Annotated in this window: 24 protein-coding genes; all 24 read right to left on the bottom strand. The window is 47.4% G+C overall.

Annotation, left to right across the window (positions count from 1 at the left end; genetic code table 11):
* Positions 1 to 40: 40 nt before the first annotated feature.
* Positions 41 to 820, bottom strand: a complete 780-nt coding sequence (locus tag A9237_RS13010) for an MlaA family lipoprotein (protein ID WP_009707358.1) — start codon at positions 818 to 820, stop codon at positions 41 to 43.
* Between the two features lie 198 nt (positions 821 to 1,018).
* Entirely contained in the window at positions 1,019 to 2,236 is a 1,218-nt protein-coding gene (gene ccmI, locus A9237_RS13005; protein ID WP_078608325.1) for a c-type cytochrome biogenesis protein CcmI, read from the bottom strand.
* The gene (locus A9237_RS13000) at positions 2,236 to 2,721 is read right to left on the bottom strand and encodes a cytochrome c-type biogenesis protein (protein WP_005433110.1); all 486 of its coding nucleotides are present in this window, start codon (positions 2,719 to 2,721) and stop codon (positions 2,236 to 2,238) included. The genes ccmI and A9237_RS13000 overlap by 1 nt, the downstream gene beginning before the upstream one ends.
* Complete coding sequence (locus A9237_RS12995; RefSeq protein ID WP_005438756.1) at positions 2,718 to 3,272, bottom strand: DsbE family thiol:disulfide interchange protein; 555 nt, start codon at positions 3,270 to 3,272, stop codon at positions 2,718 to 2,720. The genes A9237_RS13000 and A9237_RS12995 overlap by 4 nt, the downstream gene beginning before the upstream one ends.
* Positions 3,273 to 3,275: 3 nt before the next feature.
* On the bottom strand, positions 3,276 to 5,258 hold the full coding sequence (locus A9237_RS12990; RefSeq protein WP_039842472.1) for a heme lyase CcmF/NrfE family subunit: 1,983 nt from the start codon (positions 5,256 to 5,258) through the stop codon (positions 3,276 to 3,278).
* Complete coding sequence (gene ccmE, locus A9237_RS12985; protein WP_005433109.1) at positions 5,255 to 5,740, bottom strand: cytochrome c maturation protein CcmE; 486 nt, start codon at positions 5,738 to 5,740, stop codon at positions 5,255 to 5,257. The genes A9237_RS12990 and ccmE overlap by 4 nt, the downstream gene beginning before the upstream one ends.
* Positions 5,737 to 5,943 (bottom strand): heme exporter protein CcmD, encoded by a 207-nt coding sequence (ccmD, locus tag A9237_RS12980; protein WP_005433154.1) that lies wholly within the window; start codon positions 5,941 to 5,943, stop codon positions 5,737 to 5,739. The genes ccmE and ccmD overlap by 4 nt, the downstream gene beginning before the upstream one ends.
* An 11-nt stretch (positions 5,944 to 5,954) precedes the next feature.
* The gene (locus A9237_RS12975) at positions 5,955 to 6,698 is read right to left on the bottom strand and encodes a heme ABC transporter permease (protein WP_009707361.1); all 744 of its coding nucleotides are present in this window, start codon (positions 6,696 to 6,698) and stop codon (positions 5,955 to 5,957) included.
* Between the two features lie 108 nt (positions 6,699 to 6,806).
* The gene (gene ccmB, locus A9237_RS12970; protein WP_054824429.1) at positions 6,807 to 7,475 is read right to left on the bottom strand and encodes a heme exporter protein CcmB; all 669 of its coding nucleotides are present in this window, start codon (positions 7,473 to 7,475) and stop codon (positions 6,807 to 6,809) included.
* A 1-nt stretch (position 7,476) separates the two neighbouring features.
* A complete protein-coding gene (gene ccmA, locus A9237_RS12965) occupies positions 7,477 to 8,094 on the bottom strand; it encodes a cytochrome c biogenesis heme-transporting ATPase CcmA (protein WP_078608324.1) in 618 nt (205 codons plus the stop codon).
* 198 nt (positions 8,095 to 8,292) lie between these two features.
* Entirely contained in the window at positions 8,293 to 8,784 is a 492-nt protein-coding gene (locus A9237_RS12960) for a DUF2802 domain-containing protein (RefSeq protein WP_005438735.1), read from the bottom strand.
* A gap of 14 nt (positions 8,785 to 8,798) precedes the next feature.
* On the bottom strand, positions 8,799 to 9,293 hold the full coding sequence (locus A9237_RS12955; protein ID WP_005438733.1) for a chemotaxis protein CheW: 495 nt from the start codon (positions 9,291 to 9,293) through the stop codon (positions 8,799 to 8,801).
* 36 nt (positions 9,294 to 9,329) lie between these two features.
* Positions 9,330 to 10,469 (bottom strand): chemotaxis protein CheW, encoded by a 1,140-nt coding sequence (locus tag A9237_RS12950; RefSeq protein WP_078608323.1) that lies wholly within the window; start codon positions 10,467 to 10,469, stop codon positions 9,330 to 9,332.
* Complete coding sequence (locus A9237_RS12945; protein WP_005438728.1) at positions 10,459 to 11,238, bottom strand: ParA family protein; 780 nt, start codon at positions 11,236 to 11,238, stop codon at positions 10,459 to 10,461. The genes A9237_RS12950 and A9237_RS12945 overlap by 11 nt, the downstream gene beginning before the upstream one ends.
* Positions 11,239 to 11,246: 8 nt before the next feature.
* On the bottom strand, positions 11,247 to 12,362 hold the full coding sequence (locus tag A9237_RS12940) for a protein-glutamate methylesterase/protein-glutamine glutaminase (protein WP_078608322.1): 1,116 nt from the start codon (positions 12,360 to 12,362) through the stop codon (positions 11,247 to 11,249).
* Between the two features lie 29 nt (positions 12,363 to 12,391).
* A complete protein-coding gene (locus A9237_RS12935) occupies positions 12,392 to 14,647 on the bottom strand; it encodes a chemotaxis protein CheA (RefSeq protein WP_009707368.1) in 2,256 nt (751 codons plus the stop codon).
* A 9-nt stretch (positions 14,648 to 14,656) separates the two neighbouring features.
* Positions 14,657 to 15,397 (bottom strand): protein phosphatase CheZ, encoded by a 741-nt coding sequence (locus A9237_RS12930; RefSeq protein ID WP_005438710.1) that lies wholly within the window; start codon positions 15,395 to 15,397, stop codon positions 14,657 to 14,659.
* A gap of 119 nt (positions 15,398 to 15,516) precedes the next feature.
* A complete protein-coding gene (gene cheY / locus A9237_RS12925) occupies positions 15,517 to 15,885 on the bottom strand; it encodes a chemotaxis response regulator CheY (protein WP_017635949.1) in 369 nt (122 codons plus the stop codon).
* A gap of 45 nt (positions 15,886 to 15,930) precedes the next feature.
* On the bottom strand, positions 15,931 to 16,665 hold the full coding sequence (locus A9237_RS12920; protein WP_005438709.1) for an RNA polymerase sigma factor FliA: 735 nt from the start codon (positions 16,663 to 16,665) through the stop codon (positions 15,931 to 15,933).
* The gene (locus A9237_RS12915) at positions 16,658 to 17,545 is read right to left on the bottom strand and encodes a MinD/ParA family protein (protein ID WP_005438708.1); all 888 of its coding nucleotides are present in this window, start codon (positions 17,543 to 17,545) and stop codon (positions 16,658 to 16,660) included. The genes A9237_RS12920 and A9237_RS12915 overlap by 8 nt, the downstream gene beginning before the upstream one ends.
* 14 nt (positions 17,546 to 17,559) lie before the next feature.
* Positions 17,560 to 19,071, bottom strand: coding sequence for a flagellar biosynthesis protein FlhF (flhF, locus tag A9237_RS12910; RefSeq protein ID WP_009707369.1), 1,512 nt, complete (start codon positions 19,069 to 19,071; stop codon positions 17,560 to 17,562).
* 28 nt (positions 19,072 to 19,099) lie between these two features.
* Positions 19,100 to 21,199, bottom strand: coding sequence for a flagellar biosynthesis protein FlhA (gene flhA / locus A9237_RS12905; protein ID WP_078608321.1), 2,100 nt, complete (start codon positions 21,197 to 21,199; stop codon positions 19,100 to 19,102).
* Between the two features lie 239 nt (positions 21,200 to 21,438).
* The gene (gene flhB, locus A9237_RS12900; RefSeq protein WP_078608320.1) at positions 21,439 to 22,569 is read right to left on the bottom strand and encodes a flagellar biosynthesis protein FlhB; all 1,131 of its coding nucleotides are present in this window, start codon (positions 22,567 to 22,569) and stop codon (positions 21,439 to 21,441) included.
* A gap of 9 nt (positions 22,570 to 22,578) precedes the next feature.
* Positions 22,579 to 23,361, bottom strand: coding sequence for a flagellar biosynthetic protein FliR (gene fliR, locus A9237_RS12895; protein WP_005438703.1), 783 nt, complete (start codon positions 23,359 to 23,361; stop codon positions 22,579 to 22,581).
* Positions 23,362 to 23,369 lie beyond the last annotated feature (8 nt).

Raw genomic sequence — 23,369 nt, 5'->3', positions numbered from 1 at the left:
TGAATACCAAGCCTTTTTATTTTGCTATTTGCTGAAGCGATTAGAAGTCTTCTTCTAAGTACTCGTCCAAGTATGCTTCTTCGTCTTCATCCACTTCATCAACATTGTTGATTTCCGCTTTGAAATCTTGACGCTGTAAGTAAACATCACGCGTTAGCACATATGGATCTGGAGATGCTTCAAGCTGTGCTTCTTGTGGAACCAATAGCGCACGTTTCTCCATGCCCTCTAGTGCCCACTTACCAAGACCAGCCCAGAAGTTAAGGTAAGACAAGGGTACATACATACCATCTACTGTATCTGTCACTTCACGTAGCGTATATGGACCATAACCAGGAATCATAAAGTATGGACCGTTACCAACGCCATAGTGTCCGACTACGCTGCTGAATTCTTTGTTGTCGTACTTAGTAATACCAGCGGCCGTTGCAATATCGAACAAACCGAAAATACCGAACGTGGAGTTAATCCAAAAACGGTTAAAGTGATCAACGGCTTTAGTGCCATTACCCATAACAAGGTTGTTTACCACACTTGCTGGCTCATCTAAGTTTGCTAAGAAATTAGCAATACCAGAACGAACCGGCACTGGTGTGTAATCAACGTACGCAAGAGAGATCGGACGAACCAAATACGGGTCTAAGTAATCGTAGTTGATGTCCCACATTGCGCGGTTGAAGCCTTCTAATGGATCATAAGCATCAGAAGTCGTTTGATTAGTTTCGTTTTCTTCAGTTACTGCCTCCTCGGGCGCACTTGAACAGCCAACCAGTCCAACTGCGAACAGTAACAAGAAGATGGATTTACCCTTGTTATACATTCTTCGTTCCATAACGACTATTAATATACCTAAGCAACCTTTTGATATAAGTACGGAAAGCACCGAAAGAAAAGTCACTTGGGTATATAAATAAAGGCCAGCAATCGCTGGCCTTTTTCATTCTACTCGATAGTTGCTAGTCATACCACAAAACAGAGATGGCAATCACTAAGTGTCAAATATCAGAGACGATTATGCTTATTGATACTGCTTATCGATCATCACTTCAACTGGCTGACCGAAATCAACCACGGTGCTCTCACCGTGCCAATCTTGGTCGCGAGTCGCCACGTTGCCATCAGAGTCGACACGAACGCGAACCATCAGCTTCTCTAGAGAAGAAAGCTTCTGTCCGTCCATCATCGCATTACCGTCATCCAGTACCACTGTACGAGGGAATGTACCTAATGGGTAGCGAGCTGCTGCAACTGGCATCGGAGAACCGTCTGCACGGTGGATTGAAACGATCAATACCGCGTTTGGATCCAACTGAGCTTCTGGCGCAACGTTAATTGTCACCGCCACACTCTTGTCTGGAGAAACCGCTTCGCCCATTTGCTTGCGCGCGCTTTCGATACTGCGGCCTAGCATTTCGTAGCGGCTGTCTTCTGGACCAATCATTTGCTGCATGATACCCCAGTATTTGATTGCCGCCGGGAAGTCTTGACGCTCAAATGCATCAAACGCTAGTAGCGAGAATACACGTAGATCAACGTAATCCTGCTGCATCAGTTTACCAAGCAGAGAACGAGCCGTTGCTTGATCCATCTCGTCTTGAGAAAGCATCAGTGCCTGTGCATAACCAAGTTGAACATCTGGGTCTTTTGGCTCTAGCTTGTACGCTTTCTCCATTGCATCAATAGAAGTCGTCACGTCACGGTTAGCTAAAGCGATACGACCTAGTAGCAACCACCCCGTTGAATCTTCAGGCTGGTAATGCAGACGAGTACGCAGTGCTAAAGATAGGTCAGCCATTTCATCTTCACTCAAAGGTTCAGATGACGCAGACATTAGCTTTTTAGAAAGCTCTGGCAGGTTATCGTTAACTTCTTGCCACTTGATCACATCTTGAGATGCACCAAATTTGTAGTACAAACCGTAGCTTAAAACTACTGTCAGGATGACTGACGGGATTAAGACTGCAATAGGAGAAACTTTGGTTTCTTTTTGCGCTTTATCACCCGGAATATCGTCAAGTAGCGACTGCTTTAGATCCGAAATCAGATCGTCTTCGCTTTCCACCAGACCTTCGTCCGTTTCTTCAGCAAGCTCAGATAGACGGTCTTTATAGAACGCCTTGTTGAGCTCATCACGTAACACTTCATCGTTGTTGGCTTTTTGCTTTAGCAGTGGCAATGCAACCAATGCACATGCCACAAGCGTAAGAACAACGGTTGAAACCCAAAATAGTGTCATTATTTCTTATCTCCGTTGTTCTCTTCATCAAGTAATGATTTGAGGCGCGCTTCTTTCTCTTCGTCCCATTGCTCATTGCTTGCTTGAACTGCTTTTGCTTTGGATTTACGGCTACGTAGCACAATCAAACCAAAACCGCCTAATACCACTGCTAGTGGGCCTAGCCACAAAATTGCAGTCGCAAAGGTAAACGGAGGATTGTAAGTTACGAAGTTACCGTAACGAGCAATCATGTAGTCTACGATCTCATCCTTCGACTTACCTTCTTTGGTCATTTCGTACACCTTGTGGCGTAGGTCTTGAGCCAATTCCGCATTCGAATCTGAGATAGTGTTGTTCTGACATTTTGGACAACGCAGAGTATGGCCTAGCTCTTTGAACTGCTGCTCTTGCTCTAGGTTATCAAACTCATAAACTTCAATCGCTGCGTGGGCAGCAAGAGAGAATGTCATTGCAGCCAATGCCGCTAAGATAAACTTTCTCATTGCTTCGCCTCCTCAACCAACTTGGTGTAAAGCGGCTCTAGTTTTTCCGCCCAGTTGCGAGGGTTTACGTCACCTACATGGCGGTAACGAATCACGCCATTTGCATCGATGATAAATGTTTCAGGAGCGCCGTATACGCCAAGGTCTAGACCTAGCATGCCGCTGCCATCAAACAAGCTGATTAGGTATGGGTTGCCTAGGTCGTTTAGCCAACCCACTGCTTTGTTGCGATCATCTTTGTAGTTCATACCGATGATCTTCACACCTTTACCAGCAAGCTCGTTTAGGTATTTATGCTCTGCATAACACGTTGGACACCAAGTCGCCCAAACGTTGAGTAGCAAAGGCTCACCTTTGAAGATCGATTGATCGTATTGCTTGCCCGGCTCAGCCAAATCTTCCAGATGGAACTCAGGTACAGCTTTACCAACCAGTACTGATTCCAATTTTGTTGGATCGTCACCCTCTTGGTTACGAACCAACTGAGTTGCGAAGATACCCGCCAGTACCATGAACGCCACTAACGGGATAAATAGGACTTTCTTATTCATTTCTTATGCCTCCTTCTCCGCTAGCTTTGACTTTTCGTCTTTCTTAGCCGTTTTGCGGAAGCGGTAACGTCTATCAGAAATAGCAAGCGCACCACCTAAAGACATGATCAATGAACCAGCCCAGATCCAACGAACGAATGGTTTGTAGTAAATACGTACTGCCCAAGAACGATTATCGTCTAGGCGCTCACCCATTGCGATGTATAGGTCGCGAGTGATGCCACGGTCGATAGCTGCTTCTGTCATCATTGACTTCGCCGTACGGTAGAAACGTTTTTCAGCGTGTAGCGTGTTCACGTACTTACCGTCATTGGTGATTTCAAAGTCCGCGATGTAACCATCGTAGTTTGGACCGTCTTTGTCACGTAGACCTGAGAAGTAGAAATCGTAACCGTAAATCTTGAAGTGCTCACCTGGCGCCAAACGCACGTCACGTTCGATGCTGTAGTTTTGCACCATCGCAATACCAATCACAGTAACAGCTAGACCTATGTGGCCAAGCATCATCGCCCAGTGGCTACGTTGAAGTTTACGAACACCTTCACCGAAGCTATGACGGTGAGTAGCACGCTCGTACAACTCAAAGCCATGCATTGCGATGATCCAGATTGCCATTACCCAACCGATATAAGCCATCGCTGAGAAGAAGTCTGCGAATAGGAATACGCACACTGCACCTAGTGTGAAAGCAAGCACACCAGAAACAATCATTGGCTTAATAAGCTTAGATAGGTTGTCGCGCTTCCAACGAATCATAGGACCAATACCCAGTAGGAAGGCGAACGGCATCATCAGCCATGCGAACAGCATGTCGAAGAATGGTGCACCGATAGATACTGAACCAAGACCAATTTGTTTGTGAACCAATGGCAACAAGGTACCAACCAATACGACGACTAGCGCAGCAATCAGAAGCACGTTGTTAGCAAGCAGCGCGTTCTCACGCGACACCAAATCGAAATTACCACGTACGCGAACCGCTGCCCCTTTCACTGCGAATAGCAGGAGTGAGCCACCGATTACGAAGACTAGGAAACCTAGAATAAACATACCGCGTGATGGATCAGACGCGAACGCGTGCACCGATACCAAGATACCGGAACGAACCAAGAAGGTACCCAACAAACTTAGTGAGAATGCAGAGATCGCCAGTAGTACTGTCCAAGCTTTAAATGTACCGCGTTTTTCGGTTACCGCTAGAGAGTGCATCAGCGCTGTACCCGCTAGCCAAGGCATGAATGATGCGTTTTCTACTGGATCCCAGAACCACCAGCCACCCCAGCCAAGTTCGTAGTAAGCCCACCAAGAGCCTAGCGCGATACCTAGTGTTAGGAATACCCAAGCTGCTGTTGTCCAAGGGCGAGACCAACGAGCCCAAGCAGTATCAAGACGACCAGTCATCAAAGACGCAATTGCAAACGAGAACGCAACCGAGAAGCCTACGTAACCCATGTAAAGCATAGGTGGGTGAACGATCAAACCTGGGTCTTGAAGAAGAGGGTTCAAGTCACGTCCATCTACCGGGAAGAACGGCAACGTGCGTAAGAATGGGTTTGAAGTCAGGATGATAAACAGTAGGAAGCCCACTGAGATCATGCCCATTACCGCAAGTACACGTGCAACCGATTCTTGTGGCATGCCACGACTGAAAGTAGCAACCGCTACTGTCCATGCTGCTTGGATAAGTACCCAAAGCAATAATGAACCTTCGTGCGCACCCCAAACCGCAGTTAGACGGTAGTACCAAGGTAATTGACTGTTTGAGTTACTTGCTACGTATTGCAACGTAAAGTCGTTGGTGTAGAAACCCCAACACAGAATAACGAAAGAGAAAAATAGCATGATGAACATCGACCACGAAAGCGGTCGTGCTGTGTTCATCAGCATCGTGTTGTTGTTTGATGCACCCCATAGCGGCAATACGCTGAGCAACAATGCCATTGCTAGCGAGAGTATGAGGGCAAAGTGACCGATTTCAGCAATCATTGGCCGCTTCCTTGTTTTTGTTCAGTTGTGTACTGCAAAGGCTCATGAGTCTTCTTCATTGCTTCTGCAATCTCAGGTGGCATGTATTCTTCATCGTGTTTTGCCAACACTTCAAAAGCTTTTACGGTTGTTGCGTCTTCAAGAACACCTTGAGCAACGATACCTTGACCTTCACGGAATAAGTCAGGAAGGATGCCTTCATAAACGATGGTCACTTTAGGACCCACGTCGTGCAGATCAAAGCTCACTTTTAATGACTCTGGGTCACGGCGAACTGAACCTTCAACAACCATACCACCGATACGTAGACGCTGGCCTACCTCAGGCTTTGTGCCGTCTGGCTTACCGTTTACTAATTCCGTCGGCGTGTAGAATAGATCCATGTTTTGGTTCAGTGCGTAAAGCATCAAACCGATGGTTGCACTAATACCGATAAAGATCGCTAAAACAATGCCTAGCCTCTTTTTACGTCTCGGGTTCATAACGTGTTCTCCATATTCTTCGCCGCGTCGATACGCGCTTGACGATCAATTTTCGCTTTCACTTCTTTTAACAACGCATCCCCACGGCGGATACTCGAAATCAAAAGAATGAGCATAGATAAGAAAGTAATACCAAACGCGCTCCATACGTAACCTGCGTAGCCACCCATGGCAAATAGTTCGCTCAGAGAATCAAAATGCATAATCAATTACCTCACTGAGTTTTTTCAGCTGCGAGTTTTTGCACCCAAGGGCGATGACTCTCTTTGCTGATAATTTCGTTACGGAAGCGCACCATCGTTACCGCGCCAAAGAAGAACGCAAAACCAAAAATGTTCAGCAACAAAGGCCAAAGCATGTTGGATGAGATCGATGGTTTTTCAAATTTGGTGATAGTCGCACCTTGATGAAGCGTGTTCCACCACTCAACTGAGAAGTGGATAATTGGTAGATTCACCACACCAACGATAGCCAAAATACCTGCTGCTTTTGCGGCGGTCTTTTGGTCATCAAATGCGTGGTAAAGTGCAATAACACCAAGGTACAAGAATAGAAGAATTAATTCGGAAGTAAGGCGTGCATCCCATACCCACCAAGTACCCCACATAGGTTTGCCCCAAACGGCACCCGTTAGTAGAGCAATAAAGGTGAATACTGCACCGATCGGCGCCATAGCCAATGCTGCCATGTCAGACAGGCGTACTTGCCAAACCAAGCCGATAAACGCGGCAATGGCCATCGACATGTAAACACCCATTGACCAAATAGCCGAAGGTACATGGATGTAGATAATTCGGAAACTGTCACCTTGTTGGTAATCAGAAGGCGCAAATGCAAGGCCCCAGACAGTACCAACTGTTAGGCATACGAGGGCCAATACAGAAAACCAAGGTAGGAACTTACCACTCAGGTGATAAGCTGCTTCAGGCTTGGCATAAGGATGTAGCCATTTCCACATGTTAAGTTCTCACTCTTACTTCAGGGACACTGTCCAGAGGGTCGAGACCGTAGCAGTGCTTTAATAATAATTCTTTGATCAAACGTCGCTTAAATCGCATTTATTGAGTTAGTTAACACTAACTCGTAGTGCCGCGCTGATAGCAAACGGTGTGAGGGTGATAGCCCCCATCAACATTGCGCCTAAAATCGCCAGTTGTCCGTTATACGCCATACCTAGTGCTGCAGCATCAATCGCGGACGTAGCGAAAATCAGAATTGGGATGTAGAGCGGAAGAATGAGCAAACTCAAAAGAACGCCGCCTTTTTGCAACCCAACCGTCAGTGCCACACCAATGGCACCGATAAAACTCAACGTCGGCGTACCAATCACTAAAGTCAGTACGACAGACAGCCAAGTGTTGAAATCAAGAGAAAGCAGAATTGCCAACAATGGGCTGATTAAAATCAGAGGCAATCCCGTTAGCAACCAGTGAGCTATGACCTTAGAAATCACAACAAGTTGCAATGGAATTGGCATTAGCATCATTTGCTCTAGTGCGCCGTCTTGAAAATCATCACGGAATAGACGCTCTAATGATAATAAGGCGGACAGCAGAGCAGCAACCCAAACAATGCCAGCTGCAATACGTGCTAACAAATTAGGCTCAGGACCGATGCTAAGAGGGAAAAGTGTGATCACAATGATGAAGAACCACAATGGGTTCAAAATGTCCGCTTGACGACGAAATGCGATCAGAAGCTCACGGCGAATAATGGTTGTCATGGCCGAAATCATATCAATCACCCAGTTTTATTTTTCTAAGTTTCGGGCTGTCTGCAAACATATCTTGGTGCGTGGTTAGCACGACGATGCCGCCATTGTCAGCATGGCTAACAAACAGTGCCTCTAGCACTTTCACGCCTTGTTTGTCGATTGCAGTTAAAGGTTCGTCCAGAATCCATAGGATTTGATTGCTTAGCCAAAGCCTTGCCAACGCCACACGACGCTGTTGGCCAGCAGAAAGCTGTGCTACAGGCACATCTTCTCGACCCGCAAGCCCTACTTGGGCTAAAGCAGAAAAGATTTCTTCATCGGAGGAGCGATTATTATGGATAGATTGGTAAAAGCGCAGGTTTTCAAACGCGGTAAGTTCGCGTTTGACGCCAGTTTGATGCCCTAAGAACAGAAGGTCTTGATGGAAAACGTCACGAGATTTTTCAACCTCTTCGCCTTTCCATTTGATTGTGCCTTCTTCTCTATCCCCTAACCCTGTCACGATACGAAGCAGTGTGGTTTTGCCTGTGCCGTTGCGTCCTTCAATCTGGACCAATTCACCAGGCTTGATTTCGAATTGCAGGTTTTCAAACAGGACCCTGTCATCACGGATCGCAGTTAGGTTAGAGACTTCTAACATAGGGCTTCAACTAAAAAATGAACGAGCCGCTATATTAGCACAGCTTAGTTGTGACAAAACAGGATAAGAAAGCGATGATGTATGTAAGTTCGTGAGTTTTTGTTAACTTATAGTCACATTTTGATAAAAATAACCATAAGTGATTATAAGTTTTTATTTTAAAAATAAAAAAAGAAGCCGAAGCTTCTTTTTTAATCTTTATCGACGTCTTCCACGAGGTGGATAAGTCGGGTCATCAGAGGGTTGACTGCTTAGCGGTGGGATTTTCTCTTTCCCTGCCAGTTTTTTCTGCAGCGAAAGCATCAATTCTGCTTCTGCTTTTGGCAATTCACACTCTTCAATCAACTCATTGATGTCGGCACCAAGTTGAACCATTTTCGAAGCGCGGCTGTACAAACGTCCGTCTGTATCTGCGTGTTCAAGTTCACGAATGCGTTCATTAAGATGTTGAATCACATCTTGTTGTTCAGTCACTTTTTGACCTAGGCCGACCACCACTGAACGCACTTCCAACAGTTGCTTGTTTAGTTTTTGTGTTTCTTTGTCAGCATGGCGTGACTGTGCACGTTGCTGATCCATCTGCTTTTGCAAACCCGCACGCACGCGCAGTTGAAGCAAAAGCAGCACTAAGAATACAAACGCTAGGCCACCCAATATGAGCGGCAAAGATAGCAAGGTTTCTTCAGCCATGATTCATCAGCCAATTATAGGTGAGCCATCTCATCCCATTCGTCATCAGTTAGCAGCTTGTTCAAATCAACAAGGATAAGCAGTTTACCATCACGGTTGCTTACGCCTTGGATGAACTTCGCGCTTTCGTCAGTACCTACAGAAGGTGTTGTATCGATCTCAGAAGAACGTAGGTAAACCACTTCAGCAACGCTGTCTACTAGGATACCGATAACTTGACGCTCAGACTCAATCACGATGATACGCGTGTTGTCTGTTACTTCACCTTCCATTAGGCCAAAACGTGAACGTGTATCGATAACCGTTACAACGTTGCCACGTAGGTTAATAATACCTAGCACGTAATCTGGCGCACCTGGAACTGGAGCGATTTCTGTGTAGCGAAGAACTTCACGAACTTGCATTACGTTAATGCCGTACGTTTCTTCTTCTAGTTGGAACGTCACCCACTGAAGAACTTCGTCGTTCGATGTATCTTTCTTCACTTCTACTTCAAAAGCTTGAGACATAGTTAATCCTCGTTAATGTCGTTCCCGACCAAAAATCTAATTCAGTGATTTTACATCTAAACCCGCGTTTAGCATGTCTATGAGCGCTTGGACATGAATTAAAGCACACATTTTTTCTTTCACCATGCCCGCTAGCCAAGGGCGTTTACCCGCTTGTTCACGCCAACGGACTTTGTCGATATTGAGCGTTTCAGTCCCCATCAATTGGTTACTGGCCAACCCCCACATACTTTCACCAAGCATGACGACGTATTGGTAGTTATCTTTGTAGTTTTCGTCGCGAAGCTTATCCGCCATCACCCACTTTGCAGTGTCGACGACATCAAATTGTTGCTCACGACTGGTTTGCAAACCTAAGTACCATGCAGGGCGACCAATCAAGTGGTTCAGCTCTGTGATGCGGTGAATACCACCTAACTCATCAAGCGGCACCGCAAAAGTCACACCATTTACATCAAAGTAAAGCACTTGAAAGTCAGCGCTACGCTGCGTGCTCTCCCAAGTATTGGGTAACTTTGCACCCGCTTCGGTTTCAAGTTCTGTTTCTGTCTCAGTGTGCTGTTCAATCTCCACTTCAACATCAACTGTGGGTTCAACCATTTCAATTTCTGGTTGCTCCCAAACTGGCTCAGGTTGTTCAACCTCAACAATAGGTGCCGGCTCTTCGTCGATCACCCACTCTTGAATTTCTTCAACGGTTTCCGCCGCTGTTTCGATTTCAACTTCTGTCTCCATTGCTTTTACTTCAATCGCAATATCAATGGTGTTTTGTTCCAGAATGTCATCGATATCCAACTCTGCCACCACGTTGGTGGACTCAAGTTGGCTAAGCAATCGCTGAACGTCTTCCAGATTAGGTGCTTCTAATTCTGGCGAGTACGAATCACTGTATTGATACGACTCAGGCTCAGCATATTGCAGCTGTAATTTCGGCTCTGGCTCTGGCTCTGGCTCTGGCTCTGGCTCTGGCTCTGGCTCTGGCTCTGGCTCTGGCTCTGGCTCTGGCTCTGGCTCTGGCTCTGGCTCTGGCTCTGGCTCTGGCTCTGCAGATGATAGTTCTTGAGCGAGCAAGTCAAGCTCTTCTTCTTGCTCAATAACTTCGACCTCTTCGCCAAGCAAAGCACTGAAGTAATCATCAAGTGCTTGTTCACTGGAAAGTACGTCGTTATTGCTCATCGAACGCTAACCTCTCCAAGTAAATCAACAGTTGCTTGTAAGCAAACACGCCACGACTACCAGAAGCAAAATGCGAAGCTGGCAGATGCTTTAAGCTCGCATCACGGAACTTGGTGTCAATCGGCACCGCTGACGTCCAAACCTGATTCGGGTAGTCTTTCTTTAGCTGAGTCAGTGTCTGCAACGACGCTTTCGTGCGCTTATCGTACATAGTCGGAACGATAGTCACTTTGAAACCACCCGGACGAGACTTTTGCATAATGGTCAGAGTGCGAATCATTCGCTCCAAACCTTTCATCGCAAGGAACTCAGTTTGAACCGGAATCAAGATGCGGTCACTGGCTGCTAATGCGTTAACCATCATCACACCGAGAATCGGCGGACAGTCAATCAACACATAATCGTAGTCTTGCGCAACCGCTTGTAAGGCACGTTTCAAGATCAAACCCATTCCGCTTCGGTTGCCCATTACACGGTCTAGCGTAGCAAGCGACATATGCGCAGGAATGATGTCCATACCTTCAAGATCCGTTTCTAAGATCAACGGTTTTACCGTCTCACGTGAAAACGTCTTCAGCTGAAAAAGATCGAACAAGCTTGTTGTTACGGCATCCGGATCATAACCAAGATAAGTCGTCAGCGACGCGTGAGGATCGGTATCCACCATCAACACTCGGTGACCTTTTTGGCTCAATAGACCAGCTAATGTCACGGTTGATGTGGTTTTACCTACCCCACCTTTTTGGTTTGCTACACTCCAAACGATCATGATCTTTCCTACGCTAAGCCCACTTCCACCAGCATGCGCTCTGCAATGCGTTCAAGTGGTAAATCTTCAGTAGAGATACCTGCTTTCGCAACCGCTTGTGGCATACCATAAACGACGCAACTTTCTTCGTCTTGAGCCCAAATGGTGGAACCTGCTGATTTCAGCATACGTGCACCTTCACGACCGTCAGCGCCCATGCCTGTCAGTACCATCGACAACACTTTGTCGCCGTAGACTTTTGCAGCAGAGCCGAAGGTTACATCGACACACGGCTTGTAGTTCATGCGATCGCCGCCATCGATAATACGAAGACGAGCAGCACCAGCACGACCGTCAACCATCATTTGTTTGCCGCCTGGGGCAAGATAAGCCACACCCGCTTGCAACACATCACCATCTTGCGCTTCTTTCACTTGGATTTTACATAGCGTGTTAAGACGACTTGCAAACGCCGCTGTGAATGTCGCAGGCATGTGTTGGATAAGCACGATTGGATGTGGATAGTTAACTGGCAAACGAGTCAGAATTTTTTGTAGCGCGACAGGGCCGCCAGTCGACGTACCAATCGCCGTTAACTGATACTTCTTACCTGATGCGCGGAATTTCGCTGCCATCGGACGGCTTGGCGCAGACGCCGTCGGTGCAGCAGTGCGAGAAGTCAAAGGACGCGCTGTTGAACTGGTCGCAGCAGTCGCTGGTCGCGCAATTGGACGACGCATAAACGCTCGCTTAGACGCAATTTGAATCACTCGCTGTTGAAGCAGAGAAACGGCTTCATCACGGTTGCGAGCAATGTCTTCGAATTTTTTCGGTAAGAAATCCAGCGCACCCGCGTCAAGTGCGTCAAGCGTTGCTTTCGCCCCATCGTGAGTTAGGGACGAAAACATCAGGATTGGCGTAGGAGACGCAGCCATGATTTCACGAACGGCAGTGATACCGTCCATGACTGGCATTTCAATATCCATAGTGATGACGTCAGGCTTGAGAGTTTTGGCTTTCTCAACCGCTTCTCTGCCATTAACCGCAACGTCAATCACTTCTAGGCGCGATTCTGAGTTGATGATTTCGCTAACGCGACGACGGAAAAAACTCGAATCATCAACGACTAGTACTTTAATCGCCATTTTATTCCTTTTATCGACTCCAGCTTCGCTTAGATGCGCGAAGCTGCAGCGTATTGCTTAAGTAGGTCTGGCACATCAAGAATCAATGCGATGTGGCCATCACTGGTGATCGTCGCACCTGCCATACCTGGCGTGCCTTGCAATAGGTTATCTAGCGGCTTGATCACCACTTCTTCTTGGCCGATCAATGTATCCACTACAAAACCAACGCGTTGGCTGCCGATCTGTACGATAACAACATGACCGTGGCCGGTACGTTCTTGTACACGTGGAGACTTAGAAGCCAACCAATTTTGTAGGTAGAACAGTGGGATAGACTTGTCACGTACGATAATCGTCAATTGACCATCGACCACGTTAGTACGGCTTAGATCTAGGTGGAAAATCTCGTTTACCGACGCCAGTGGCAGAGCAAATGGGTGACCGCCTACGCCAACCATCAGTGTTGGGAGGATCGCCAGTGTGAGTGGAACTTTAATGGTGATCTTAGTGCCCTTGCCTAGCTCAGAGTCGATATCGATAGAGCCGTTTAGGGTGTTGATCGCGGTTTTAACCACGTCCATACCGACACCACGACCAGAGATATCCGAGATCTTCTCTTTACTTGAGAAGCCTGGCGCAAAGATCAGGTTGAAACACTCTTTATCTGACAGGCGTGCTGCTGCATCTTCGTCCATCATGCCGCGTTTCACCGCGATGCCACGAAGTTTGTTCGGGTCCATACCGCCGCCATCGTCAACGATAGCCAGTTCGATATGATCACCTTCTTGCGATGCAGACAGGATCACTTTACCAGTACGAGATTTACCTGCTTTCGCACGGTCGTCTGGCATTTCGATACCGTGGTCAACCGAGTTGCGCACCAAGTGGATCAATGGATCCGCAAGCGCCTCTACTAGGTTTTTATCTAGGTCAGTTTCTTCACCGCGCATTTCAAGCACGATGTCTTTATTTAGGTTACGCGCCAAGTCGCGGACAACGCGAGGGAAACGGCCAAATACTTTCTTAATTGGCTGCATACGCGTTTTCATCACTGCACCTTGAAGGTCTGCAGTCACGACGTCTAGGTTTGCTACCGCTTTCGACATTTCTTCGTCGTTGCTGTTCAAACCAAGGCTTAGTAGACGGTTACGCACCAATACAAGCTCACCAACCATGTTCATGATGGTGTCTAGTGTCGAAGTATCAACACGTACAGTTGCTTCTGCTTGTGGCTTCTTAACCGCTGGCGCTTTTGCTTCTTCTTTTACCGCAACCGGTTTTGCTTCTGGCTTAGGAGCTGGAGCTGGTGCAGGAGAAGGCGCAGCCGCTACTGGAGCTGGTTGAGGCGCTGGTGCAGGTTCTGCTTTTGGCGCTTCTGGTGCCACGTTTGCCGATGCAGGTTTGGTTGCAAAGTCTAACTCTTCAAGAGTCGGTCCTTTACCGGCACCGTGTAGTTCATCAAGTAACTTCTCAAACTCTTCATCCGTCATTAAGTCGCTGTCGTTTGAGAATGAAGATGCCGCCGGCGCAACTGGTTCTGGTGCTTTTGGTGGTTCTACTGGAGCAACATCTGAAGCTGATGGGCTTTTGCCTACACCGTGTAGCTCGTCCAATAGACGTTCAAATTCATCATCAGTAATGTCGCCGCTATCTGCCGCAGGCGCACTTGCTTGGACAGGCGCAGCTGGAGCTACTGGCGCTGATGCAGACGCGCCCGGAGCAGCACCTTTACCGTGCAGCTCGTCCAATAGCTTTTCAAATTCGTCTTGAGTGATTTCGTCAACAGAGCCAACACTTGAAGAGGCAGGAGCAGACTCAACTGGTGCAGCAGGTTGTTCGATGACTGGCTCAGGAATCACAGGTTCTGGTGTTACGACTGGCGCTTCAACAGCAGCGACCACTTCGTCTTCAGACTCTGGTTTGCATAGGCGGTGAAGCTCTTCTAGCAGCGCAGGATCCGCCGCATCTAGTGGCTCACGATCTTGAACCGCTTGGAATTGATGGTTAACCGTATCAAGCGCTTTCAGCATGGTGTCCATTAGGCTTGGCGTCACTGAACGTTGACCGTTTCGCAACACGTCGAACACGTTCTCAGCACCGTGACAGGTATCAACCAGTTCTGCCAATGATAGGAAACCAGCACCACCTTTCACCGTGTGGAAACCGCGGAAAATCGCGTTTAGGAGATCTTTGTCTTCTGGATTATTTTCCAGTTCAACTAACTGCTCAGACAGCAGCTCAAGGATTTCCCCAGCCTCAATTAGAAAGTCCTGAAGAATATCTTCGTCTAAATCGTAGCTCATACGTTACCTTTAAAATCCAAGACTGGACAACAAGTCGTCGACTTCGTCCTGCGACGAGACCGCATCTTCCCTTTGCTCAGGGTTAAGAATTGGGCCTTCTGCTTCGCTTGATTGTTTAATCTTTTTATCTGACGGTTCTGGCAAAACTTGAGTCTGTTCTTCTGGTTTATTGCCAGAAAAGACGGTCAAGATCTCAACCAGGCGATCTTCCACTTCATTGACAAGCGTGATCACGCGGCGAATGATTTGACCCGTTAAGTCTTGGAAGTCTTGTGCCATAAGAATTTCGGTCAGTTGACCGCGCAATTCAGTGCTATCACCTTCGACTTGAACCAACAGCTCGTCGATACGATGGCAAAGCGCTTTGAAATCGCTTAATTCAATGCGTCCGTGCATGAGTTCGTTCCATTGAGGGCGAACTTGTTGAAGGCACTCATGCAGGTTATCGGCGATAGGTAAGCAGCACTCAACCGCATCCATCGTTTTATTTGCTGCTAACTCAGTTTTATCAATCACATATTGCAGACGGTCTCTTGCATCAGGGATTTCCGCCCTGGCAATTTCTGTCATGCGTTGATCGATGTTGAAGTGCTTAAGTGAATCATGAAGGTCGCGGGTTAATGTTCCGATTTCTTTTAACATCGGATTCCCATCGCTTTCATATATCGAGGCAACAAGCGCATTAGCTTGGTCCTGTTCCCCGTTTTCTAGCATCTGAACGAGCGACTTCGCCTGCTCTAGTGAGATCATCCTGAATAGACCCTTTTTTACGTTTAGTTCTTTCTTTTCGCTTTTTAAGCGTCAAACGAGCCACCCTTTAGTATTAGGTATTAGGAGTGATGACTCGATTAACAAAGAGAAAGAGAGAGTTATAAACGTTCGAAAATTTTATCTAATTTTTCTTTTAGTGTTGCAGCAGTAAACGGCTTAACGATGTAACCGTTAACGCCTGCTTGAGCTGCTTCGATGATCTGCTCACGCTTTGCTTCAGCTGTGATCATTAGAACAGGCAGGTGCTTAAGTTCAGCATCCGCACGGATGTGTTTAAGCAGGTCGATGCCTTGCATACCTGGCATGTTCCAGTCAGTTACAACAAAGTCGAAGTCACCTTTTTTCAGCATAGGTAATGCAGTTAAACCATCGTCCGCTTCTTGAGTGTTATTGAAACCCAAGTCACGAAGCAGGTTTTTAACAATACGGCGCATTGTTGAGAAATCATCAACAATAAGGATCTTCATGTTTTTATTCAAAATTGCCTCCACTGAATCGTAAAATCAGTGTGTTTAGTCATTTTGTGTCCACGCACTGAGCTTGGTGCGTAAACGTTGCATCGATTGACTCAGTATTTGACTTACGCGAGATTCGCTTACGCCCAACACATCGCCAATCTCTTTCAAATTGAGTTCTTCGTCATAATAAAGCGAAAGTACTAGCGCTTCACGCTCTGGAAGCTGTTTTATTGATTCAACCAGTGCTTTTTTGAACGATTCATCAGCAACACCCTTAAATGGGTTGCTGTCATCGGTTTCATCCGCCGGTGAAATCACATCATCAGAGACGCCTAAATCTTCAATTCCCACCAGTTTTGAACAGTTTATGTCGGTAAGCGCACTATGATATTGGTCTAGTGTCATGCCGAGATGTGCTGCTACTTCTGAGTCCGATGGGTCACGATTTAGTACACCTTCCAGCTCTGCGATCGCTTGGTTAATTTCGCGGTTGTTCTTATGAACAGAACGAGGTACCCAGTCGCCTTTGCGAATGTCATCCAACATTGCACCGCGAATTCGGATACCTGCATAAGTTTCAAAGCTCGCACCTTTAGAACCATCATAATTCTGCTGAGCTTCGATAAGGCCGATCATGCCGGCCTGAATTAAATCTTCTACCTGAACACTCGGCGGTAAACGGCCTAACAGGTGATGAGCAATACGCTTAACCAACACCGAGTAACGTTCAATGAACGCCTGCTGGCTATTAAATTTGCCATGTTGGTCATAGGTAATCGCTTTATTCACCAAAAGGGTCCTCTGCCAATTCAGTACGATTTAGCAACCTTTCAACGAAAAATTCTAGGTGTCCACTTGGTGTCTTAGGCAGTGGCCACGTCAGTGCTTTATTCGCTAATGAGCTGATCGCTAAAGCCGCAGGAGAACGAGGGAATGCATCCACAACAATCTTCTGTCTTTTCACGGCTTGACGTACTTTGTCATCCAATGGAATACATGCTACGAGTTCGAGGCTGACATTCAAGAAGCGCTCTGTGACTAGAGTCAACTTTGCGAATAATTCTCTGCCTTCACGGTAGCTTCTGACCATATTTGCAACAACTTTGAAGCGCTGAACCTGATGTTCTTTACTCAACAGCTTGATTAATGCGTAGGCATCGGTGATTGAAGTCGGCTCATCGCAAACCACAACCACAACATCTTGAGCTGCACGTGAAAAGCTAATTACCATGTCAGAAATGCCCGCTGCTGTATCAATCAGCAGTACGTCCATTTCTTCTTCAAGACTACCAAATGCACGGATGAGTCCAGCATGTTGAGCGTGAGACAGCTCGGTCATGCTTTGTGTGCCAGAAGTTGCAGGGACTATCTTTATACCATAAGGGCCTTCAACAATCGCATCTTTTAGCTCACATTCACCCGCAAGGACATGCCCTAGGTTACGTTTTGAACGGATTCCGAGCATAACGTCCACATTCGCCAGACCTAAGTCTGCGTCGAGAACCATCACCTTTTTGCCTTGGCGCGCCATACAGATCGCCAGACCCAGTGTTACGTTTGATTTACCCACACCACCTTTACCGCCAGTAACAGCAATTACTTTAGTCAATGATGGTTGTGTTAAGCGACGGAGGCCGCTTGCTTGATCGTGTATCATATTCTCAGTCATAGTAGTCCGCCGCCCTAGAGTCCTTCGCTGTCACTGTTCCAAAAGTGAGGTTCGTTCTCTGTCGACTTCTCTAACAGTTCATTTGCTTTCGCAATCATGTATTTTGGTTGTGCTATCACAATGTCTTCTGGTACGCGTTGACCATTGGCAATATAAGCCACTGGCATCGCGTTCTGAATCACCACGCTGATGAATTCGCCAAGACTTAATGATTCATCAAGCTTAGTCAAAATACAGCCCGACAGCGGAATGCGTCGGAAATGATCCAGTGTTTCTTGTAGAACACGACGTTGTGCGGTAGCTGGCAAAACAAGGTAGCTGTGAATCACTTCTCCGCTCTCTTGCATCAGGGTATCGAGCTGCTCAGAGAGTCTTACGTCTCGCTGCCCCATCCCTGCCGTATCGACCAAAATCAGTCTTCTGTTTCTTAGCTGATATATAACATCGGCTAACTCGTTAGAATCTTTAGCAACTCTTACAGGACAACCCATAATTCTTCCGTAAATTGAGAGCTGCTCATGTGCACCTATGCGATATGTATCTGTTGTCACAAGGGCAACATTGTCGGCACCAAACTCCATTGCCGCACGCGCTGCAAGCTTTGCAACCGTGGTGGTTTTACCAACACCTGTCGGACCAAGTAGTGCAACCACACCACCACGCTTCAAGATGTCTTGTTTTGGAATGCTGATTTGATCCGCCACGAGAGAAAGCAGTGCCTTCCACGCTCGCGCCGGCTTAGTGTCTTCTGGAATGTAGCAAGCCATTTGATCTGCCAACTCCGGCGAAACGCCCATTCGCTCTAGACGCTTAATCAGCATCGCGCGCAATGGTTCACGGCGTTCAACCTCTTGCCACATCAAACCGGAAACTTGGTGCTCCAACAAACGACGAATTGATGTCATCTCTTCGCGCATGTTCTCTAATTCACTACTAGATTCTTCTCGCTCATCCGACGGACGACGACGGTCATAGCGTGTTGGGTCCAACTTAGGTGTTGGGCGCTCAAATCGGTTGTCTTGTGCAATCAACTTCGCCAGTGGCGAATCGGGTTGATATGGTGCTGGCTTTTCTTGGTTATAGCTTTCACGATGCTTGTTTTGGCGCTGCAGTAATGCCGACAAAGAATCTTCGTTCTCTGCCACATGGTCATCTGACTCAGCAGCACCATTGCTGTATTGCTTGAGCATGTTCGCGAAACGTTGCGTCATTGAGCCTGATTTTTCATTGTTCGCGTTTAGGCTAATTCTGTCTTCATCCAAACGGCGATCTTGATAACGCTCTGCTGCAGATGACGGCAATTGACGTTGTTCGCTATAACGATTTGGTTGAGCTGCGCCACGGTTAGGAAGAGAGTGCGCCTGTGAAGTCGGAGCTGCATTGGACTCGCCGTCGATTGCCGCTACGATCTCTACACCGCCTGCCACTTTCTTGTTCGACATGATCACCGCTTCTGCACCAAGCTCTTCTTTCACTTGGAGCAGCGCTGTTCGCATGTCTTTGGCAAAAAATCGTTTAATTTTCAAACTATAAATCCATTAATGATGCGCAGGCTTAGTTGCCCACGGCTTGCACAATTCTGATCTGCTTTTCGTCCGGTATTTCTTGGTAAGACAGTACGCGGAGGTTCGGTATTGTGTTCTTAACGAACTTCGCTAATGTGGAACGCAATACGCCAGATGTCAGCAGAACCGCAGGCTCGCCTTTCAGTTCTTGCTCTTGTGTCGCTTGGCTCAGAGAGGACTGAAGTCGCTCAGCTAATCCCGGTTCAATACCAGCGGATTCGCCGCCTGAAGCCTGCATGGTTTGATGCAAGATTTGTTCCAGCTCAGGAATCAGTGTTATCACTGGTAGTTCAGGCTCTATACCATTGATTTCCTGAACAATTAGACGTTTCAAACTGATACGAACTGCAGCAGTCAAAATGTCAGGTTCTTGACTCTTACTCGAGTACTCCGCCAAGGTTTGCACGATGGTTCGAATATCGCGAATTGGGATCGCTTCGTTAAGCAGGTTCTGCAGCACTTTCACCACCACGCCAAGTTGCAACTGATCAGGAACAAAGTTCTCCACCAATTTAGGCGCGCTTCGACCGAGCATTTCCAATAGGTTCTGTACTTCTTCATGACCAATCAGTTGTGACGCGTTGTTGGTCAGCAGTTGGCTCAAGTGGGTAGCGAGTACCGTGGATGAGTCCACTACGGTGTAGCCTAATGCTTGGGCGTGTTCACGCTGCTCTTCACGAATCCAAACCGCTTCTAGACCGAATGCAGGGTCCATGGTTGGCTCGCCTTCAATCATGCCGTAAACCTGACCTGGGTTTATCGCCAGCTCTTGGTCTGGACGAATCTCGGCCTCACCAACGGCAACGCCCATTAAGGTGATGCGATAGCTGTTAGGCGTCAGTTCTAGGTTGTCACGGATATGAACCGCAGGAATAAGGAAACCGAAGTCTTGAGATAGCTTTTTACGCACCCCTTTCACGCGCTCCAGCAGTTCACCACCTTGGTCGCGATCCACCAACGGGATCAAGCGATAGCCTACTTCTAGACCGATGATGTCGACCGGTTGTACGTCATCCCATGACAACTCACGTTGAGAAATCGGCTCACTGCCATCTTCCGCTTTGGCGGGTAAGGCGGGTTCTTTGGCTTTTTGTTTTTGCTTCTTGTCGAGCCAGTAAGCGGCACCACCAGCAATAACCGCTAATGACAAGAACGAGAAATGAGGCATACCCGGCACGATACCCATAACACCAAGAATCGCGGCGGTGATCATGAGGGCTTTCGGGTTGTCGAACATCTGGAAAATCAGCTGCTCGCCCATGTCTTCATCAGTATTTTGACGCGTTACCATCATCGCAGCCGCGATAGACAATAATAGCGATGGAATCTGTGCCACCAAGCCGTCACCGATGGTCAGCAAGGTGTAGATTTGCATTGCTTCAGAGAAGCCCAAACCGTATTGCGCCATACCAATCGATAGACCACCGATGATGTTGATAAACAGGATCAAAATACCCGCAATCGCATCACCTTTTACGAATTTAGACGCACCGTCCATTGAGCCGTAGAAGTCGGCTTCTTTGGTCACTTCAAAACGGCGTAAACGCGCTTGGTCTTGGTCAATCAAACCGGCGTTTAAGTCCGCATCGATCGCCATCTGTTTACCCGGTAGGGCATCCAAGGTGAAGCGAGCACTTACCTCAGAAATACGACCCGCACCTTTGGTCACAACCATGAAGTTAATGATCATCAAGATAAGGAAGACCACCAGACCGACGGCGTAGTTACCACCGATAACAACGTTACCGAAGGCTTCGATTACGTTACCAGCTGCATTGCCCCCTTCGTGACCGTATAGAAGTACCACACGGGTTGAAGCAACGTTCAACGCCAAACGTAATAACGTCGCGATAAGCAGTACCGTAGGGAACGCCGCAAAGTCGAGTGGACGACGTGTGTAAACGGTCACTAACAACACCACCATGGCTAAGGCGATGTTAAAGGTGAAGAATAAATCCAGCAGGAATGCAGGTATAGGTAACACCACCATTGCAAGGGTGGCCAATACCATAACAGGCGCACCAATGGCAGGCATGGAACGCTGTGGAATTTTGGTTAATTTATCTGCAAATGGCAGGCTTAACTTCATACTGCGAGGTGTCTCAATCGGTCTGGAGCATCACGTAACAGAGGCATGCAAGTACACACATGTAACTAGTATTACGCGACAGCTTTCGCCTAAAAGTTTAGGTATTGTTGTTGATTAACGCGATATAAGCAATGTGTGTACCATGATTAACGCCAAAATAATGACTAGTTGCTCAAAGAAATCACAATCCTTTGATCTAATGTGAATTTTTGTCTAATCACACCATGCAATTATTTTCATTAGTGACGATGTTCAGGTGGGATTGGTAGGTCGTAGTCCTGAATTTTCGGTCGTTGACCGCCACGTTTACGATACTGCTTAAGTTGGAAAACGAACGCCAGAACTTGCGCTACAGCGGTAAACAAGCCGTCTGGAATTTCCTGCTCCAACTCTGTGGTGTGGTAGAGCGCACGTGCCAATGGCGGAGCGGGTACGATGGTAATATCGTGTTCGCGCGCTACTTCTCGGATCTTCATTGCCATATGGTCAGTACCTTTGGCGATCACCACTGGCGCACGGTCGGTTTTCTGCTTATAGCGCAGTGCGACAGAGAAGTGCTCCGGGTTGGTAATAATAACGTCGGCCTGCGGCACATCGGCCATCATTCGACGCTGAGCCGCTTCACGTTGCAACATACGAATACGACCTTTCACTTCAGGCTTACCTTCAGTCTCTTTGTATTCGTCTTTGATCTCTTGTTTGGTCATTTTAAGCTGATCAGCGTGTTGCCAAATCTGGAACGGTATATCAATCGCCACAACAATGAGCAAAGAACAACTGATCAGCAGGATGAAGTTGAGCAAGATATCCAAAGCGTGAAAGATATTTTGCGGATACACATCCATGCTTAGCTGAATCAAATCCGCTTGCGACGCTTGAATCAGGTAGATTGCCATCCCTGTTACCAGCGCAACTTTTAAAATCGATTTGATCAGCTCAACCCAACTCTGCATTCCCACCATGCGTTTTAGACCACTGAGCGGGTTCATCTTGGAAGGCTTTGGCATTGCTGCTTCGGCAGAAAAGCTGATGCCCCCCACCCCTGCTGCTCCAATCATGGCGGCAACAAACAAGGTGATAAGGATTAAGAACAGTGGGAACAGCAGATCCGTCATCGCACCAAACGCAATGTCGAATAACTTAGCGGTATCGAAGATTTCATCGCGTTTGAGATCAAACAAACGACTCATGATGGAAAACAGCGAGCGCGCCAAAGACTCGCCAAACCACATCAAGGCGATAGCGCCCACGATCAGCACTGATGCCGATGCGAGCTCTTTAGACCGAGCAACCTGCCCCTTCTCTCTGGCTTGTTGTAACCGTCGGGGCGTGGCTTCTTCGGTGCGTTCCTGACCGTCTGACTCTGCCAATCCAGCCTCCTAGCAATCCAAGCGAATGAGGTTACAAATCTGTTCCTCACCCACTGCCCAGAACAATTCATAATGACTGTACAAACCAGCCAGAATGTACCAACAAAGTAACAAGCCCACCATCAAGGCAAAGGCAAAACCAAGCGAGAAGATATTCAGCTGTGGTGCGGCACGTGTCATTACACCGAATGACAAGTTAATTGTAAGCAGCGCAATAATGCCCGACAACGACATACTCAATGCCGTCTTAAACATGATGCCAAGCCAACTCGCCATTTCACGAAAATCGACCGCATTGAGCGAACCAGACCCAATTGGCAAGGTTTTGAAACTGAACACCACCAATTGCAGCATTTTTAAATGCCCATCGGTAGCAAGGAAGAACATGGTCGCTAAAAACATGAACAGCTGACCAAGCAAAGGGGTGTTTTGGCCGTTAGCAGGGTCGACCATGGATGCGAAACCCAAGCTCGATTGCATACCTAGGATCTGACCTAAAAGTACAAAGGTCTGGATCATAAACTGGGTCACCATGCCCATCGCGACACCAATAATGATTTGCTCGGCAATGGTCATAAAACCGCGGAAAGAGAGCAGCTCAATATCTTGAGGCACCGCAGGAATCGCAGGAGCAACCGCAAAGGTAATGGCTAAACCGAGGTAGAGACGAATTCGAGGTGAGACAAAGCGAGCCCCGGTTACCGTCATCACCATCAACATGGCAGAAATACGGGTATAGGGCCAAAAGTAGTTTGCGATCCAGTCGAGGACGATATGGGTCGGATACTCCATACGCGCCT

This window comes from Vibrio owensii, from assembly GCF_002021755.1.
In the GTDB taxonomy this organism is placed as follows: domain Bacteria; phylum Pseudomonadota; class Gammaproteobacteria; order Enterobacterales; family Vibrionaceae; genus Vibrio; species Vibrio owensii.
Note: the sequence above shows the minus strand (reverse complement) of the source record. Positions and strands in the feature narration are given on the sequence as shown.